The organism is Burkholderia sp. AU16482 (genome assembly GCF_002223285.1).
Classification (GTDB): domain Bacteria; phylum Pseudomonadota; class Gammaproteobacteria; order Burkholderiales; family Burkholderiaceae; genus Burkholderia; species Burkholderia semiarida.
In genome coordinates, this window is record NZ_NKEY01000006.1 from 1,984,675 (window position 1) to 2,003,528 (window position 18,854).

The 18,854-nt window shown below is 67.8% G+C and carries 9 protein-coding genes; 6 read left to right on the forward strand and 3 right to left on the reverse strand.

All coding sequences use genetic code 11. The features are described from left to right. Positions 1-149 precede the first annotated feature (149 nt). Both CFB35_RS26200 and CFB35_RS26205 read left to right on the forward strand, forming a co-directional pair. On the forward strand, positions 150-1,220 hold the full coding sequence (locus CFB35_RS26200) for a porin (RefSeq protein WP_059575351.1): 1,071 nt from the start codon (positions 150-152) through the stop codon (positions 1,218-1,220). A 228-nt stretch (positions 1,221-1,448) separates the two neighbouring features. Continuing rightward, the gene (locus CFB35_RS26205) at positions 1,449-2,855 is read left to right on the forward strand and encodes a methyl-accepting chemotaxis protein (RefSeq protein ID WP_059575353.1); all 1,407 of its coding nucleotides are present in this window, start codon (positions 1,449-1,451) and stop codon (positions 2,853-2,855) included. 21 nt (positions 2,856-2,876) lie between these two features. Here CFB35_RS26205 and pbpC read toward each other — a convergent pair whose 3' ends face one another. Continuing rightward, positions 2,877-5,303, reverse strand: coding sequence for a penicillin-binding protein 1C (pbpC, locus tag CFB35_RS26210; RefSeq protein ID WP_059575355.1), 2,427 nt, complete (start codon positions 5,301-5,303; stop codon positions 2,877-2,879). Between the two features lie 54 nt (positions 5,304-5,357). After that, positions 5,358-11,354, reverse strand: coding sequence for an alpha-2-macroglobulin (locus tag CFB35_RS26215; RefSeq protein ID WP_059575357.1), 5,997 nt, complete (start codon positions 11,352-11,354; stop codon positions 5,358-5,360). 251 nt (positions 11,355-11,605) lie between these two features. Here CFB35_RS26215 and CFB35_RS26220 point away from each other — a divergent pair, with 251 nt between their 5' ends. After that, complete coding sequence (locus CFB35_RS26220; protein WP_081066565.1) at positions 11,606-12,874, forward strand: lipoprotein-releasing ABC transporter permease subunit; 1,269 nt, start codon at positions 11,606-11,608, stop codon at positions 12,872-12,874. A gap of 26 nt (positions 12,875-12,900) precedes the next feature. Here the strand turns inward: CFB35_RS26220 and CFB35_RS26225 are convergent, their stop codons facing one another. Then, a complete protein-coding gene (locus CFB35_RS26225; RefSeq protein WP_059575358.1) occupies positions 12,901-13,713 on the reverse strand; it encodes a hypothetical protein in 813 nt (270 codons plus the stop codon). Positions 13,714-14,266: 553 nt separating this feature from the next. On the opposite strand from CFB35_RS26225, the gene CFB35_RS26230 reads away from it, so the two are divergent. The 3 genes from CFB35_RS26230 (at position 14,267) to CFB35_RS26240 (ending at position 18,827) form a co-directional block, all read left to right on the forward strand. Then, complete coding sequence (locus CFB35_RS26230; RefSeq protein ID WP_059575360.1) at positions 14,267-16,225, forward strand: Xaa-Pro dipeptidyl-peptidase; 1,959 nt, start codon at positions 14,267-14,269, stop codon at positions 16,223-16,225. Positions 16,226-16,717: 492 nt separating this feature from the next. Next, positions 16,718-17,680, forward strand: coding sequence for a cyclopropane-fatty-acyl-phospholipid synthase family protein (locus tag CFB35_RS26235; RefSeq protein WP_059575362.1), 963 nt, complete (start codon positions 16,718-16,720; stop codon positions 17,678-17,680). A gap of 43 nt (positions 17,681-17,723) precedes the next feature. Continuing rightward, complete coding sequence (locus tag CFB35_RS26240) at positions 17,724-18,827, forward strand: hypothetical protein (RefSeq protein WP_059608907.1); 1,104 nt, start codon at positions 17,724-17,726, stop codon at positions 18,825-18,827. Positions 18,828-18,854 lie beyond the last annotated feature (27 nt).

Consider the following 18,854-nt stretch of genomic DNA (forward strand, 5'->3'; position numbering starts at 1 on the left):
TCCCACGCCGGGCTCGCGGCCGCCTTCGCGCCGGCGACAGGCATCGCCGTGCGTTCCCCGACGGCACGGCATGCAGGCGGCTCGCATCGCTTTCGCCGCCTTTTCAATTAGTCGTACGTATTACAACACTCACAAAACGGAGACAGACGATGAAGAGCAGGACATGGACGATTTGCGCGGCGCTGTTCGGCGCGGCCGCCAGCACGAGCAGTTTCGCGCAGAGCAGCGTCACGCTGTACGGCGACCTCGACGCCGCGTTGCTCTATACGAGTCGATCGCTCGATTCGGCAACCGGCGGCAACGCCGGACGTCAATTCGCGCTGACCGACACGGGCATGACCCCGACCAACTTCGGCATCACGGGTACCGAGGATCTCGGCGGCGGGCTGCACGCGAGATTCAAGCTGGAGAGCGGCTTCAACATCACGGACGGCGCGTTCGGCCATTCGAACGGCAACTTCTTCGGCCGCCAGGCGTGGGTCGGGATCGACGGCGGCTTCGGCGAAACGAAGGTCGGCCTGCAGTTCTCGCCATTCGTGCTCGCGATACTCGGATCGGATCCGCGCAACGTCTCGCACTTCGGCGCCGCGCTGGTGCCGTACGTCGACAACGTACTCGTCACGGGCCTCTTCAACCCGAACGCGATTTCGTACACGAGCCCGACGATCGCCGGGCTGACGGCCAGCGCGATGTTCGGCTTCGGCGGCAAGGCCGGCGACTTCCAGGCGGGACGCCAGTATTCCGGCAGCCTCACCTATACGAACGGCGGCTTCATGCTCAACGCGGCGCTCTACGACGGCAACGGCGGCACGTCCCCGACGCCGGTGCCGAGCACGGTCGCGTTCGTCGGCCGCACGATCGGCGCCGCCTACACGTTCGGGCCGGTGACCGGCAAGGCGTCGTTCACGAGCTACAAGGTCGCCGGTTCGTTCAGCAACAACGTGTACAGCGCCGGCCTCGACTATCGCGTCACGCCGGCCCTCGACCTGAACACCGGCGCGTGGTACACGACCGACCGCAACGATTCGCACAACCATTCGCTGCTTGCCGCGGTCGGCGCCGACTACAGCCTGTCGAAACGAACGGGCCTGTATGCGCAGGTCGGCGTGGTCAACAACCACGGCGCGATGAATACGGGCCTCGGCATCACGGGCGGCGCGTTGTACGGGTTGCCGGGCACGACGGTCGGCGTCAACGCCGGCATCCACCACGTGTTCTGATACAGCCCCCGAGGACGGGCGGCCGCCACGCGCCGTCCGTCCGGCCACGGTAACGTCGCGCGAACGTGGCGCAAACGCGCCCCTCCCGGCGCCGGTCCCGCCATCCGGCACGCCGATCTCGATGTTTACCCGACCTCAAGTCCGCGGCCGTACGGCCGTCAAGTCAGGAACGCATACCCAACATCCGCCGGGAACCCCGCGCGCGTGTCCTCAAGGAGACCCACCAACGTGAACTTCTTCGGAATCGGCCGCGGCCGCCGTTCGTCGCGCGCGCTCGTCGGCGACATCGCCGAGCAGGCTGGCCGGCTCGGCATCGAGATCTGCGACGTATCGGGCCACGTCGAGGAAGTCGCGGCCCGCGTCGCCCGGCAGGCGGAGGTCTGCCACACGCTGCGCGAATCGGCCGCCCTCACGCTGCGCGGCAACCACCGGATCGCCGAGGCCGCGCAGCAGGTGCGCGACGTCAGCGCCAACGCATCGAACGCGGTCCGGCAGTCGCAGCAGACGATCGAGGCGTCGCTCGCCGACATTCACGGCCTCGTCGAGGGCGTCACCACGATCAGCGACCAGATGGGCGCGCTGCGCGACGCGCTCGATCACGTGCGGGCCGTCTCCGAGGAGATCTCGGTGATCGCCCGACAGACTCACCTGCTCGCGCTGAACGCCGCGATCGAGGCCGCGCGCGCCGGCGAATCCGGCCGCAGCTTCGCGGTCGTCGCGGCCGAGGTCAAGAACCTGTCCGCGAAGACCGGGCAGGCCACGGCCCAGATCGAGACGACGCTCGCGCGGCTCGCCGAGCAGACCGAGCACCTGCTCGCGGAAGGCACCGACAACGCCGCCCGCGCGCACCGCGTGCGCGAGGGCACCCGCACGATCGGCGAGGTCGTGCACGCAACCGGGCACGCGATCACCGAGCTCGCGGGCGAGGCCGAACAGATCGCATCGCTGACGGACGAGATCGAGGCACAGTGCCACCGTCTCGACGAGCAGGTGGGCGAGATGGCGTCCGGCGTCGAGAACTCGGCCGACAATTTCTCGCAGGCCAAGGACCGGCTCGGCAACCTGCTCTCCGTTTCCGAAACGCTGATCGAGCTCACGGCCGCGACCGGCATCGAATCGCCCGACACGCGCCTGATCGACACCGCGCGGAGCACGGCCGCCGCGATCAGCAAGCTATTCGAGGACGCGGTCGGCCGCGGCGATATCGCGCTCGACGCGCTCTTCGACACGCACTACGAACCGATTCCGGGCACCGACCCGCAGCAGTTCATGACGCGCTTCACGGCGTTCACCGATCGCGTGCTGCCGGCCATCCAGGAACCGGTGCTCGATCTCGACGAACGGATCGTCTACTGCGCGAGTTTCGACCGGCAGTGCTACCTGCCGACCCACAACCGGAAGTTTTCGCTGCCGCAGCGCGCGGACGCCGCCTGGAACGCGGCGAACTCACGGAATCGCCGGATCTACACGGACCGGACGGCGCGCATGTCCGTGTCGCACGACAAGCCGTTCCTGTTGCAAACCTATCGGCGCGACATGGGCAACGGCCAGTTCGCGCTGATGAAGGACGTGTCCGCGCCGATCGTCGTCGGCGGACGGCCATGGGGCGTCCTGCGGATCGGCTACAGCGTCTGAACCGGCGCGAGCGGGCCGCGCCTACTGCTCCAGCCCCACGCCCAACGGCCGCTGGTCGCTGCGCCCGTGATCGTCGACCACCCGCACCGTATAGCTGCCGGCCGTGCGCGGCTGCCAGAACAGCGCATCGCCGGGCACACTGCGGCCGACGTACGCGTCGTTGACGAACCAGTACAGCGCATGCGCGCTCGCATCGGCGGTCGCGTTGAACGCGATGCGCGTGTCGTCGGCGGTCTTCACGCGCATCGCATACGTACTGCCGCGCAGCGGCGACGTGATGCGCGGCGGATCGCCTTCGACCTGCCCGGCATCGCGACAATCCGCATTCTGCGGCGGCAGCCGGCGCGGAATGCCGGCTTGCGCGAACACCTGCTGCAAATCCGACGGCCAGAACTCGAAGATCTCCGTATGCGTGCGCTTGCCGTCGTACGGCGGGCACGCGGCCTTCCCCGTCGCGTCGTCGATCACGACGGGCCGGTGCACGGTGCTCACCCGAATCGGCGACGTGCCCGGAATGAACCACGTCCAGCCCTGCTGCGGACACCACTCGTTCGGGAGATCGCCGCTCGCGAGGCAAACGCGCACGCGCTTCAGCCGCGGCGGCACCGAGCGCGGCGGCTCGACGAGCGTGCGTTCCGCGTTCATCGCATCGACGACCTGGAAGAACAGCGGCGCGGCCGCATCGACACCGACGAACGCGGTATTGGTCGAATTGTCGAAATTGCCGACCCACACGACCAGCACGTACGGGCCGAACACGCCGGCCGTCCACGCATCGCGGAACGACCACGACGTACCGGTCTTCCAGTACACGGGCACGCTCGACGGCTGCGCGCCGCTCGTCTCGTCGGGACGCAGGTGCTGGCGCAGCATGTCCATCGTCATGTAGCTCGCCTCGGCGCTCAGCAGGCGCCGGCCGGGCGGCGCCGGCTCGTCCGCGCGCAGCCGCAGCGGACGGAACTCGCCGCGGTTCGCGAGCATCGCATACAGCGCCGCGAGATCCTGCATCGTCACTTCGCCGCCGCCGAGCACGAGCGCGAGCCCGTAGTGCCGCGCGCTCGCGAGCCGGCGCACGCCGGCGTCCTGCAGGAACCGGTACAGGTCGGGCGACTTGAGCTGCGACGCGACCCACACGGCCGGCACGTTGCGGCTGCGGTTCAGCGCATCGGTCGCCGTGATCGGCCCGAGGAAATGACCGTCGAAATTCTCCGGCGCATACGGTCCGAACGCGGTCGGCACGTCGCGCAGCACGGTCTGCGGATGCAGCACGCCCTGGTCGAAGCCGAGCGCATAGATGAACGGCTTGAGCGTCGAGCCCGGCGAGCGCCGCGCAAGCGTGCCGTTCACCTGCCCGTCGATCGTCCGGTCGAAGAAGTTCGCGGAGCCGACCAGCGCCTTCACGCCCATGTCGCGCGTATCGACGAGAATGGCGGCTGCGTTGCGCACGCCGCGCGTATCGTTGCGCGCGACATAGCGTGAAATCTGCCGTTCGAGCGTGTGTTGCAGGTCGAGATCGAGCGTCGTCGCGAGCCGTGCGCCGCCATCGCTGTCGCCATCGCGGTTGCCATCGGCCGCCGCGCCAGACGTCGTGCGCCATGCGCCGCGCGCGGCGAGCGCCTGGTCGACCGCGTGCGGCGCATCGAACGGCAGCGCGGACAACGGCCGCATCGCCAACGGCAACGCGAACAGCGGCTCGAGCGATGCATCGCCCGGATGCGTCGTCAGCCAGCGCGCATACAGCCGGTTGCGCGACGCGGCCAGCGCCCGGTTGATCGCGTCCTGCCCGCCGCGCACGCGCCGCGCCGGGTCCTGCGGAATCACCGCGAGCGCGAGCGCTTCGGGCAGCGTCAGCGCGTCGGGCATCCGGTCGAAATAGACGACGCTCGCGGTGCCGGCGCCTTCGACGTTGCGGCCGTATGGCGCGTCGTTCAGATACGCTTCGAGAATCTGCCGCTTCGAGTAGAACAGTTCGAGCTGCACCGCGCGTGCGACCTGCTCGAGCTTGCCGGCCGGCGTGCGCGTGTTCAGCTTCCACAGCGAGCGCGCGAGCTGCATCGTCAGCGTCGAGCCGCCCTGCGGATTGCCGCCGCGCACGTACGTGATCCATGCGCCGCGCGCCAGACCGTACGGGTTGAAACCCGGATGCCACCGGAACCATCGGTCCTCGTGCAGCATCACGGCTTCGACGAGCTGCGGCGACATCCGCTCGAGCGGCACCCACAGTCGGTAGCGGTCGTCCTTCGCGAGCGTCAGGCGCAGCAACCGGCCCCGCGCGTCCGTCACCGCGACCGATGACGGTTTCCAGTCGCGCAGCGGCGGATGCGGCCACAGCCGGCACGCGGCCAGCGCGCCGAACACGAGCAACGCGCCGACGAGCCAGTTCTGCCAGCGATACAGCCAGCGGCCGGCGCCGCGCAGCGCGCGCCGGAGCACGGATGCGTCAGCCACGGCCGGCCGCTCCTGGCGACCTGCGCGGCCTGCCACGCCGGTGCGGCCGCTTCGTCATCGCACGCGCTCCACCGTCAGCGCCGCGCCGCCCGGCGCCTGCGCCTGCACGCGGCGGTCGTACATCGATTCGCCGTAGGCCGGCGGCGCAATGAAGCGACCCGCATTGCTGGCCTTGATCCGGTAGACGAACTCCCGCACGTCGGTCGTCGCGGTGCCGTAGACCACCACGCGATCCTCGCGGATATCGGCGAACTGCGGCTGCCACGTCGAGCCCTTCACGCCGATCGGCGAATGCCACGGCGCATCGGCCACCGGCGCCGACGCACTGCCGTCGCCGTTGCCGTCCTCCGTATCGGTCACGGGCGGCGGCGCGATCACCGGATCGAAGCCGCCCGGCAGCAAGTCGACGATCGCGACGTTGCCGACGTTCGCCGAACCGGTCGCGCGAATCTTCAGGTGCACGTCGATCTCCTGGCCGAGCGTGATCCTGGCGAGCGGCTTGCCGTCCGTATCCGTGTAGTCGCGCACGATTTCCAGCCCGTTCTTGATCGCCTTCGTCGACGTGCCGCGGTCGTAGCCCGACTGGCTCGCGACCCACCAGGCCGGCAACGCGCTGCCGTTCACGAAGTCGACCCGCGATGCGCCGGCCGACCATGTGCCCGAGCGCACGAGGTTCGCCTGGATCGACGATACGTCCTTCGGCGCAGCGCCCGCGCGTACCTCATTGATCGCGAGCTGGTCGAGCTGCCCTGCGTTCGATGCCGCGTACGCGTCGAGCGCGAGAATCGTCATCGCCGACGACAGCGTGTTGTAGCGGTTGTCGACGAGCGGCGCGGCGAGGTTGTCCATCGCGCGCGGCGACAGCTTGCGCACGCGCTCCGGGAAGTGCTTCGCGAGCAGGTACAGCACGCTCGCATCGCGCGTCAGCGGGTCGATGTAGTAGCCGGTCGAATCGTCCCCGCCGGACGCGCGCTTGCGTTCGAGCAACGCCTGCGGGCCCGCGATCAGCGCCGCGGCCTCCTTGTCCTGCTTCAGCAACTGATACGACGCGGCGAGCCACGCCGCCGCGAGATCGTTCTTCCAGTCGTTCGGATAGGCCGCCTGCAGCCGCTTCTGCACGGCCGCGAGGTTGTTGGTCGTCACGTTGCCCTGGCGCGTGAGCAGATACACCGCGTACGCGCGCTGCCGCAGCAGGTCGAGCGAGCCGAGCGAATCGTTCGCGGCGAGCCGCTGCAAGTACGCGTTGCCCGCGTCGAGCATGTCCTTCGGCACCGCGACGCCGCGGTCGCGCGCATCGAGCAGCACGTGCATCGCATACGCGGACACGAACGGATCGGCATCGGGCGTCGCACTCCACAGGCCGAAGCCGCCCTGTGCGTTCTGCCGGCTGCGCAGCACGCCGAGGAACTGCGCGATCGCGCTCGCATTCGTCGCATCGACGCCGGCTTCGGGCGCATGCATCGCGCTCGTCAGCGCGCGCACCGACAGCCACTTCGCCGCGAACATGCGCGGTACGGCCGCGCTCACCATCTGCTCGCTGCACGCGTGCTCGAAGTTGACGAGATACGACGACAGCCCTTCGGACAGCACCAGCGGCGCGGTCGAGATGCTCGCGTCGCGCGACGCATACGCGTCGTACATCGACCGCAGGTTCGGCACGCTCGCCTTCCTGCCCGGCTCGAGCCGCGCGATGTCGAGCTGCGTGCGGAACGCGGCGGCCGGCCGCACCGACACGTCGACCCGCTGCTGCGCGCCCTTCGCGCCGTAGCGCGCGCCGAACGACAGCGCGCCGGAGCCGAGCGTATCGGTCGCCTTCACGCGGAACAGCGCGACGCCTTCGTGCTGCGGCGCGAGCGCGACGTTCTGCGTCGCCGGCCCGATCACCTGCAACTGCGGGCCCGTCTTCAGCGTGACCGCGACCGGCACCGGCTGGTTGCCGACGCCCGTCAGGTTGTTCGCGACGCCGACGCTGACGTCGGCCTCGTCGCCGGGCGCGAGCGTCGTCGGCACGTTCGGCGACAGCACGAAATCGCCGCGTACCGTCGTCGCGCCTTCGAACGTGCCGACCAGGTCCGGCGACACCGACACGGCCATCACGCGCAGCTTCCCGTTGAAATAGTCGGGCACCGTGTAGCTCAGGCGCGTGTCGCCGTTCACGTCGACGATCCCCGACCAGTAGACGACCGGCTTGTCGCGCTTGCGCTTGAACGGGTTCAGCTGGCGGCCGATCGCATCGTCGGCGTCGCCGCCGGGCGCGGCCATCGCCATCAGCTTCTCGAAGTCCGGCAGGATCAGGTCGAGGATCTGCGACGTGCCGACTTCGAGCATCCGCTTGCGGAAGAAGAACTTCAGCGGATCGCCGAGCTTGTAGCGCGCGACCTGCAGGATGCCCTCGTCGACCGCGAACACGACGACCTTCGCCGGCTTCGCCGAATGCACGACGAAATTGACGGTATCGCCCGGCTTCACGAGCGCCGGCGCATCGACGCTCACCGCGTTGCGGCGCGCGTCGAGGTTCACCGAGAACGGCACGACGCCGTAGCTCAGCGGGCTCATGAAGATCTCGTCCGACGACGGATCGCGGATGGTTTGCACGTTGATGTAGCCATTGCCCTCGAAGCCGGCCGGCACCGTGATGTGCTGGATCGAGCTCGTCGTGTCCGCGTGGAACCACGCGTGCGCATACACCTTGTCGCGCTCGATCGTGATCAGGCCGCTGCCCGCGTAAGGCGCACGGATCGCGATTTCCACCTGCTCGCCCGGCTTGAAATCGTGCTTCGCGAGGCTCACCTGAAGCTCCGCGTTACGATCGAGCGAACGCGTGACGTTCGCGGCGCCCGTGACCGAATACTCGATCCGGTTCACTGCGGCGCCATCGGCGCGGCGAATCACGAGCGCGTAGCTGCCCGGCTTGTCGGTGCGCAGCGCGTAGTCGAGCCCGGCTGCCGGAATCGACAGCGGCTTCTCGTCGACCGGTACTTCCTTCAAGCGCGAATCGTATTTGTACGCGCCGGAATCCTGCTTGGTCAGCACCGACACGTAGCGCTGCTCGACGAGCTGCGCGCGCAGGTCCTTCACGTCGATCGCCTTCGCGCCCGGATCGATCGCGACGAGCCGCACCGTGCGCGGGCTGCCGCGCTTCACGTAGCCGAGATCGTCGACCGATTTGTAGCCGACGAGCCAGTCGTTGTTCGACACGAGCGTCTGCGCGTTCGCGGCGACGTTGCGCCCGCCTTCCGCTTCGTACGCCTTCGCCTGGAAGTAGAGCTGGTAGGTCGCGTCCGCGTACTTGTCGAGATCGAGGTCGAACTCGGCATGGCCCTTGTCGTCGGTCGTGCCGTCCTGCAGCGCGGTCGTGTAGCCCTCCTTCGCGCGGCGTGCGTCGAAGAAGTGATAACCCTGCCAACTGCGGAACGACGGCCACACGGGGCGCAGCGTCAGCGTCGCCGCGACGCGGCGTTTTTCGGCCGGCGTGCCGAACAGGTTCTGCGCATCGACGAGGCCCTTCAGCCCCTTCGGCTTCACCCATCCTTCGACGACCTGCTGCGACAGCTTCGCGTCGACCTTCATCCGGTCGGGCAGAAATTCCTTCACCTGCACCGTTGTGCTGCCGATCGGCTCGGCGCCCGGCTGGCCGTCCTTGACGATATACAGGTTGACGGTCCACGTACCGGTCGGCGCCGTTTCGGCGGTCGTGTAGCCGAGCTCGGTGAAGCCCGTCGCGTCGACCGTCACGGGCTTGCGCTCGACGGTCATCCCGCGCGGGTCGACGATCTCCGCCTGCAGCGGCACGCCGGCCGGGCTGCGCGCCCAGCTCGCCGCGCGCACGATCAGGCCGATATGGAACGGATCGCCGGGCCGGTACAGCCCGCGATCCGAGAACAGGTACGCGGACAGTTGCCCCTGGCCCGTCGCGTTGCGCTCGCCGTCGACGTCGAAGCGCGAGAAGTCGAGCTGACGGTCACGGCCGGCCACCGGCAGGAACGACAGATCGGTGTCCTTCTTCACGACATACAGTTGCGGACGCTTCTCGCGGTCGAGCCCCTTGAACGCGGGGAAATGCACGACGCCGTCGGCGCCGGTCGTCTGCGAAAACAGCGCCTGGCCGTTCACCGCGAGCACCGACACGGTTGCGCCAGCAACCGGTTTGCCGGAGCGAATCGACTGGATGAACACGTCCTGGCTGCCGTCCAGCGCCTTCTTGACCAGCATCCCGAGATCGGTCACGACGATCAGGCGCGTGTCGCCGAGTGCGTTGTCGCTGTCGTCGCCGTTGCCGCCGCTGTCGCCCGAATCGACGTTGTCGGATGAATCCTGGCCGCCGTCGCCGGACGCCGAATCGCCGTCCTTCGCATCGTCGGCTTTCTTCTTCTCGGCCGCCGGATCGTACTTCGACAGATGCAGCAGGAACACGCCGCGCTTGTCGCCCTTCAGGTACTGGCCGAGGTCGATGCCTTCGTAATGGGCACGGCCGGGGTCGCCGGCCGGAAACGCACGGGTCTGCACGAAGCGCTCGACGATGTGATCCTCGCTGAACGAATACGACAGCTCGGGCCGCGCGTACGTGCCGTTGTTGAAGCTCACGAGATGCTGGATCTGGTCGGGCAGCACGCGGCCGATCTCGACCTTCATGCCCGGCAGGTTGCGCGACACGACCGACAGCCGCTTGCTGCCGCTCATCGACAGCAGCGAGCCGTCGGCCATGAAGCGCAGCAGCTTCGGATAATCGGGCACCGTGAACGCGTTCGTCACCGGCGCGCCGAGCCGGTAGCCGCCCGCCGATTTCAGGTCGCCCTCGAACCGCACGACGACGCGCTCGCCCGGCGTCGCGCGGTACTTGAAGCTCTGCAGCGTCGCGTAGTCGTTCTCGGTCGGCACCGCTTCGAGCGGCAGCGGCTTCGACTGCTTCAACACCGCGTCGCTGATGTCGGCCACGTTCCATTCGTACGGCGGATCGTCGTCCGCCTGCTCGACGCCCGGCTTGCGCTTGGGCAGCACCCATGCCTTCGCGCGCGCGGCCAGCTCGGCGCCGCGCACGCCGTCGGAGGTTTCGGCGACGAGCACCTGCTCGGGCTCGTAGCGCTCGTTGTCGACGAGCGTCGGCGCGATGTTGTCGATCGTCAGGCTGTACAGCCCCGGCACGCCGACCGATGCGTGCAGCACGTCGGGCGTGCCGTTGCCGCCGCGCGCGCTCTTCACGCCCTTGTCGACGTCGAGCCGTGCCGTCAGCGGATCGCGCGGAATCTCGAGCGGCTGCGAGTAGACCCACGCGCTCGTCTTCATCTTGTCGTAGTTGACGGTGTAACGCAGCGGCGACACGGTCTTGCCGTCGCGGCCGACCAGCACCAGGCCGATGCGCTTCTCGAACTCGGCCGGATCGACCGGGTAGTTGAAACGCAACTGCAACAGCGCCTGCTTCTCCGCCGGATTGTCGGGGTTCTGGTAGAACTGGTTGTCGCCGAGCGTCGCTGCGAACGCCGGCACGTCGAACGCGAAACGGTCGTCGTGCATCGTTACCTGCGGCGCGAACACGCGATGCACGGCGAAGCGCACCTCGACGTGCGCGCCGACCGGCCAGTCGGCCGCCGGCGTGAAGCGCAACGTCTTGTCGTCGACCCACTCCCACGCGCCCTTCAGCGCGGGCGTCATCTCGATGCCGTCGCCGGCCGGCTTGCCGACCTGTTCGATCGGCGCGGCCGATCGCGAGAACGCCACCTCGAGCGGATGCACGGTGATCTTCGGCTTGTCGGAGTCGTCGACCTCGTAGGTCGTGATCGCCGGCGCCTTCACGGTGAAGCCGACGGTTTCGGGCTCGGGCGGCTTCGGGCGATGCTTGAACCAGTAGCCGCCATAACCGAGCGCGGCCGCGAGCAGCACGATGCCGCCGGCATGCCACGGGCGGCGGCGCACGGCCGCGGCGGTGACGCCCATCCACGCAGGCGCCGTCCACGACACGTCGCCGACCAGCGGCCGCAGCGCGCAGCCGAGCAGCCAACAGACGAAGCCCGCCACGCGAATCGGCAGGAGCAGCAGGAAACGCAGCAAATCCATTTTGTTATTTCCTTGTCAAGGACATGCTGCCCAAGCGGCAACCTTCCCCGAATCGTTATGGGTCTTGTGACGGCGCGGCCCGGTTGCGCCGTGAGTACTTGGTATCGACCGGATGCTGGGCGCCATTATCGATCAGACCCGAAACGATGGAAACAGCGGTGTGCCGGCGCGCAACGCCGGCCGATACCCGACCTCTGCGCGCGGTCGCGCCGCGTTCGCTAGAATGCGCGGCTCGGCAGGATCGAACCGAAATGAAAGGAAACCGCTTGAAACTCCCGTTCGAATGGCAGATCGGGCTGCGCTACGCGCGCGGCGGCCGGCGCTCGGCCGGCGACGGCTTCGTGTCGTTCATCGCCGGCGCCGCGATGGCCGGCATCGCGCTCGGCGTGGCCGCGCTGATCGTCGTGCTGTCGGTGATGAACGGCTTTCGCACCGAGGTGCGCGACCGGATGCTGTCGGTGCTCGCGCACGTGGAAATCTTTTCGCCGGCCGGCGCGATGCCCGACTGGCGGCTGACCGCGCACGAATCGTTACAGAATGCTTCGGTGCGCGCCGTCGCACCCTATGTCGACGCACAGGCGCTGCTGACGAACGCAGGCAACGTGACGGGCGTCGCGCTGCGCGGGATCGATCCGGTGCTCGAGCCGCGCGTGTCCGAAATCGCGCGCAAGCTGAAGACCGGGCGCCTCGACGCGCTCGTGCCGGGCGAGATGGGCATCGTGCTCGGCGCCGCGCTCGCCGACGCGCTGCAGGTGAAGATCGGCGACCGCATCACGTTCTTCGCGCCCGGCAACACCGCGCGCCTCGGCGACGCGCTGCCGCGGTTCCGCCAGTTCAACGTGGTCGGCACGTTCGAGTCGGGCCACTACCAGTACGACAGCGCGCTCGCGTACATCCACATCCGCGACGCGCAGCAACTGTCCAACGTGAGCGCGCCGACCGGCATCCGGTTGCGCATCGACGATCTGCAGCGCGCGCCGGAGATCGCGCTCGCGCTGTCGCGCACGCTGTCGGGCAACCTGTACATCCGCGACTGGACGCGGCAGAACCGCACGTGGTTCGAAGCCGAGCGGCTGCAGAAGCGGATGCTGTCGCTGATCCTGATGCTGATCGTCGCGGTCGCCGCGTTCAACCTCGTGTCGTCGCTCGTGATGACGGTCACGCAGAAGCAGGGCGACATCGCGATCCTGCGCACGCTCGGCGCGCCGCCCCGCTCGATCATGAAGATCTTCGCGACCCAGGGGATGACGATCGGCCTCGCCGGCACGCTGGCGGGCGTCGCGCTCGGCTGCGCGATCGCGGTAAGCATCCCGGTGGTGCTGCCGGCGATCGAGCAGTTGCTCGGCATCCGCTTCCTGACACCGTCCGTCTATTTCCTCAGCGCGCTGCCGTCGAAGCTGTCGGCGCTCGACGTGATCGAGATCGCGTCGGCCGCGTTCCTGATGTCGTGCGTCGCGACGCTGTACCCGAGCTGGCGCGCCGCGCGGGTGCGGCCGGCCGACGCGCTGCGCGACGAGTAGCCGCGAGCGGCTCGATTGGCGCGGCGTTACGCGATCTCGTGGAAACCGACGCTGTTGCCGCCGTCCGGCGCGTAGGCGGCGAGCACGTCGAAGCCGACGTTGACGAGTTCCGCGCGCATCCCGTAGGACTTCTTGCCGGATGAGTCGACGAAGATCGCCGCGCCCGACGACAACTGGCGCGCGGTATTCAGCAGCGCGAGCGTGCCGCGCGCGGTGCCGGCCGACGGCTCGATCTGCAGCGTCGTGCCGTCCTGCGTGGTGAAGTGCCCGCCCGGCGGCACGGGTGGCGGATTGTCCGCGACCGACCGGTTGAGCAGGCTCATGAAATGAAAGCGCGCATCGGCGCCCTGACTGGCCGCCGCGCGCTCGCTGTCCGCGAACGTGTCGCCGCGCACGGCCACGCCTTGCGCGGCGATATCGACCGCCTGCTCGTGAAAATCGCGCGTCGCGAGCACGAGGCCGGCGTTCGCGTTCAGCGTCGATTCGACCCACGCGCGATCGCTGTCGGTCAGCGTCTTCGATACGACCTTGATCCGGCCGTCGTCGGTCACGAAGTCGAATGGCGCGTCGGCCAGATCGGGGCGCTTCGCGACGATGTCCTGCAGGCTCGTCGCGAGCGCGTCGGTGACGCCGCGCAGCTTCATCGTCAGGTCGCCCACCATCGACAACTGTTTCGCCAGCGCCGCCTGCATCGCCTGCGGATCGACTGCCCGAACGCCGATCGGCTCGTCTGGCGACGCGCCGGACGCGGTCGTGTCCGATGCCTGGCGCCCGTCGAGCACCGCCTGCGCCATTTGCGCGAGCGACAGGTCGCCCGCCGCCGTGACTGGAATCGTCATTGCCCTCTCTCTCGTTTTCAGCCTGTTTTTTGCTGTTTACGGACGGATTCCATGGAAGTTGAGGTCGCCGGCCACACGCATACAGAAACTTTGTTTGACTTAAGCTAAAAAAGTTTGACACGCGCATTTCACTGAGATAACTTTTGCGCAAGCTTCCGGAAAGCAATCCCGGCCAACAGCGTGCCGGCTCGCGTCGCGCTTTCCTGCCGTTGCAGCACCGCCGTTCGCAACATTTCCGCCTCTTCGCATCGTGCCGTTCCGTTTCATCCAAAACCTGAAGGGAGCTCGGGCATGCTTCTGTTTGATTCGCACTCCTGCTTTCGTATCGAACCGCCGCACTGACGCATTCCGCTCGGGGCGATGCGCTCGCCTCGACGCCAGCCGGATGCGCGCCACCTGACGCACGTCGGCATCGGGCGAGATCCCCTTCCGTCTCGCCCGCCGTTTTTGATGGTGCAGTTCCGCTTCATCCGATGCAGTACCCGGCCAGGCCGCAGGGGGCGTATCGCGAGCCGACCGGTTCCACACAATCACAAGAGACGAGGTCGCTGCAATGAACATTCATCGAACCGGATTCCGGCGCGCGTGGCTGCCCGCGCTCGTGGCGGCCGCGACGCTCGCCGCGTGCGGCGGTGACGACGGCGGTAGCGTGGCGGGCGTGTCAGCGCTCGCACAGGGCCAACAGGAGGGGGCCGCCGCCGCGGCCGATCAGTCCAATACGCAATCGCTCGCGTCGCGCTTTTCACCGTCCGGCGTCCCGTACGCGAATCCGGCGAGCGGCGGACGCTACAAGCCGGTGATCAGCAACGGCCAGGTGCAGCCGTCGCTGTCGGGCGGCACGATCGAGGAGAACGCGTGGGTCGACACGCCGGTCGATTCCGACGGCGACGGCACGCGCGACCGCATCCACGTGCGCATCGTGCGGCCGGCCGAGACCGCGAACGGCGCGCGCACGCCGGTCATCGTGCTCGCGAGCCCGTATTACGCGGGGCTCGCCGACAGCCCCAACCACGACGTCGACGTCGAACTCGACGGCACCCCGCATCCGGCCGCGACCGCCGGCGCCGCGGCATCGGCGTCCACGCGCATCCTGGCCGCCGCACCGCAAACCCGGATGCTGCAGCAAGTCGAGGCGGCGGCCGCCGGCCGCTCGTGGATCGAGAGCTACTTCGTGCCGCGCGGCTTCACGATCGTCTATGCGGATTCGCTCGGCACCGCCGGCTCGGACGGCTGCCCGACGATCCTCACGCGCGACGAATCGGTCGCGATGGCGTCGGTGATCCGCTGGCTCGGCCGCGACGCGACCGCGAAGGACGCGAACGGCAAGACGGTCGTCGCGAACTGGTCGACCGGCCACGTCGGCATGTACGGCGTGTCGTACGACGGCACGCTGCCGAAGATGGTCGCGAGCCTGCGCACGCGCGGGCTCGACGCGATCGTGCCGATCGCCGGGCTGTCGAACATGTACGGCTACTACCGCTCGGGCGGCCTCGTGCGCGCGCCGGAAGGCTATCAGGGCGAGGATGTCGACGTGTACATCAAGGCGCTGCTGACGAACGCGCATCCGGAGCGCTGCACGCACCTGATCGACGAAGCGCTGCAGCAGGAAGACCGCAAGACCGGCGACTATTCGCCGTTCTGGGCCGCGCGCGACATTCCGACCGCGTTCGCGGTCGCGCCGGCGCTCGTCGCGCAAGGGCTGACCGACGACAACGTGCGCGTCGACCAGTCGACGTCGTGGTATCTGGCGATGCGGCGCCAGGGCGTGCCGACCCAGCTGTGGCTGCATCGACTGAAGCACACCGATCCGACCCGCGTGCCGGCGATGGCCGACGCGTGGACCGCCGAGGTGAACCGCTGGTTCACGCGCTACCTGATCGGCTACGACAACGGCGTCGAGCACGATCCGCGCGCGGTGATCGCGCAGGCCGACGGCTCGCTGCTGAAGGAAGCCGACTGGGCCGCGCGTCGCGCCACGCCGGTCACGTACTTCGCCGGCGGCGACGGCGCAACCACCGGCACGCTGCTGCGGCAGCCGACCGGCGGCCCGCTCGCGCGCTTCACCGACGATGCGCGCATTCCCGCGCTGACGCTGGCGAACACGGCGACCGGCGAAAACCGCAGCCGCTTCGAGACGGCCCCGCTGACGGCCGCGGCACGCCTGTCCGGCACGGCGACCGCGCGCGTCAGGCTGACCTTCACGGGCGTGGCGAACGTGACGGCGCTGCTGGTCGACCGCGCGCCGGACGGCACGGCGACGATCGTCACGCGCGCATGGACCGACCCGCGCAACCGGCTGTCCGAGTGGGTGTCGCAGCCCGTGCTGCCCGGCATGCCGTACGACCTGAAGCTGACGTTCATGCCGCGCGACTACAAGCTGGAAGCCGGCCACCGGCTGGGGCTCGTGGTCCTCTCCAGCGACTATGAGGCGACGCTGCGGCCGACGCCGGGCACGGGGCTGACGCTCGATCCGGCCGGCACGTCGGTGACGGTGCCGCTCGCGGCTTCCTGAGCCGCGGCAGCCCGCGGTACCCCCTCGACACGATCCGGGATGCCGGTACCTCCGCATCCCGGATCGTTTCCCATCGTCCGGCTCGATTTTCTGTTTCTTTAAAAAGGCCGCCCCGTCGGAATGATCATTCCGCATTTCGTGAATCAAGCGATTCTTTGAATCGGAAAATGAAACAGCATTCTGTCGCTTGACATCGAAACCCGATCGACTAGATTGGGAAATCAATAATCCGGAAATTCGTAACCGGTTGCCCTCGGGGATTCCCTTTGCCTGTATGCCGTTTCCAGCCCGACCGGCGGCCGCCGAGTCGCGGCCCACGGTAATCGCTCGTCTTTTTTGAATCGGGTGCCGCTGATTTTCTGTCCTGGTCGAGGAAAGGGGATGTCGCCCGCTTCGATCATGCAACCGTGATTCGGCAGCAACCGCGCTCGCCGGACACGGAAGTCCGGCTATCCCGTGCATGGCGTCGTACCCCCGCCTCGGAGAATGGCTATGAGCAATATCGGCACGGACACCGCCGTCGGATCGGGATCGCCATTGAATGGCCGGACCGTCAAGCCGTTCGCTTCGATACGGGGCCGGGAACGAAACGATTACGAGTCGCGGGTCGCACTGGCTTACCAGGACGACCCGGAAAGCTGGAGCAGCGCGATCGGCGATCGCCTCTGGTTCCAGTTCGGTATCTATGACCCGGCCCGATCGCCGGAGCCGATCGGCCTCGACGAATCCGGCCTCCGGTATTTCGAGCGGCAACTCGAGCTCGCCGGCCTGGATAGGCCCGGCCGCCAGCCCGTCGACCGGATACTCGATATCGGGTGCGGCTGGGGAACGGTGCTGCGGGATCTGTCCGAGCGGTTTCCCGACTGTCATCGCCTGGACGGCATCAACATCAGCGAACGCCAGCTCGAATACTGCGCCGAAGTCAATGCCGCGCGAGCCTTGTCGGACCGCATCAACCTGTTCCGGTGCAATGCGCTCGATATCGATTTGCTGCCGGATTTCGGGCAACCCTACGACCTTGCGATCATGCGCGGGGTGATTTCCCACTTCCCCTACGACCTTTTCGAAATCGTGATGGCCAAATTGCGGCAACGGCTGTCCGCGAACGGAACGGTCATCGTTTCGGACAACCTGTATAACGTCGACCTGCAGGAATACCGGTCCGATACGCCCGATCTCGTCGACAGGCTGGCATGCAAGTATCGCAAGACGCCCGCGTACCTGCGCCAGGTGTTCGAGCAGAGCGGCTTTGTCGTCCACGACATGAGAATCCTGCCGGACCGGATGGACGCGACGCGCTGGCTGCTGAGCGTGCAGGAGAACATCGAGCGTCATTTTCCGCGCGGTGCGGTCGGCGCGCTGGAAGAACTCCGCGTGATGTGCGAGAGCCTGGCCGTCGCCATCGTGAAGCGCCAAGTTTCCATCTACAGCTTCGTGCTCAGGCGCGATCGCTGAAGGCCGCCGTTTCCGGCCCCCGACCTCGAGCCGAGAATCCGCCATGAAAGAGATTCCCAACTTCGTTCGCGATCTCCCCGGCCTGCCGAAACCGGGGGAAAAAATCTTCCACCCGGACTTCCATCTGCAGTTGAAGCCCATGTGGCATCCGCGCCACGACGAGGCGGAGCGCCGAATCGCGCTCACCGACAGCCCGTACATCCTCGCGTACTACGGTAGCCAGAAGGCGGTCGAACATTATCTGGCGCAAAGCATGCCGTCATTCGGCGGCCTGTGCTACCCGCACACGCGAGACGACCGGATCTACGATCTCGAACGGATGATGAGCATCACCACGCTGATCGACGACACCATCACCAACCCCGACATGCTGGACCAGGCGCACACGCGCGCGACGTTGCGGCAGCATTACTTCGACGCGATCGCCGGCGTGCGCCCGCCGGACAGCGCCCCGATCGCGCAGTTGCTGTACGAGGGGCTGCTGCCCGTCAAGGCACAGTTGGCGTCGAAGCCCCGCGTCTGGCAACGGCTGGAGGAATCGCTGCGTACCTTGATCGTCAGGCAGACGGATCCGTTGGCCTTGAAGATGGACGAGCTCACGTTCGACGCCTATCTGGAGATGCGGCGCATCGACAATTACGGGGAATGGGCAGCCATCATGACGGAATACGCGATCGACGTGGACATGACCGACCACCTGGCCGCCGACCGGTCGCTGGCGGAAATGAGAACGGCCGCCATCGATTCGATCACGCTGGTCAACGACCCGTATTCATTCCGGAAAGAGATTCATATCGCCGATTCGGTCAATTCCGTCTGGCTGCTGATGTACCGCGACGGCCTGACGCTCCAGGACGCGCTGAACAAGCTGGCCACGCTGGTTGCCGAGAACGAACGCAACCTGATCGCCGCGCGCGATCGCGTCCTCGCCGGCCCGCTCGGAGACGACGCGGATGTGCGCGCCTACGTGACCGAACTCGAGCATCTGGCGTCCGGCAATGCCGAATTTCACGCGATCAGCACGCGTTACCACGGCAGGGATTTCAAAGGAAAACGGTTCATTTCGGGCGAGGTGACCATTCGGCCGCTACCGTCCACCGATGAAGTGGCGGCCGCGGATCTCGCGGGCGGCCGCCCCGCAAGCTGATTCGATCGATGACGGTGCCGGGTTCGG

Coding starts and splice junctions, on each gene's coding strand:
- CFB35_RS26230 (WP_059575360.1), top strand. CDS start 14,267: ATGAACATTCATCGAACCGGATTCCGGCGCGCGTGGCTGCCCGCGCTC.
- CFB35_RS26240 (WP_059608907.1), top strand. CDS start 17,724: ATGAAAGAGATTCCCAACTTCGTTCGCGATCTCCCCGGCCTGCCGAAA.
- CFB35_RS26225 (WP_059575358.1), bottom strand. CDS start 13,713: ATGACGATTCCAGTCACGGCGGCGGGCGACCTGTCGCTCGCGCAAATG.
- CFB35_RS26215 (WP_059575357.1), bottom strand. CDS start 11,354: ATGGATTTGCTGCGTTTCCTGCTGCTCCTGCCGATTCGCGTGGCGGGC.
- CFB35_RS26235 (WP_059575362.1), top strand. CDS start 16,718: ATGAGCAATATCGGCACGGACACCGCCGTCGGATCGGGATCGCCATTG.
- CFB35_RS26220 (WP_081066565.1), top strand. CDS start 11,606: ATGAAAGGAAACCGCTTGAAACTCCCGTTCGAATGGCAGATCGGGCTG.
- CFB35_RS26200 (WP_059575351.1), top strand. CDS start 150: ATGAAGAGCAGGACATGGACGATTTGCGCGGCGCTGTTCGGCGCGGCC.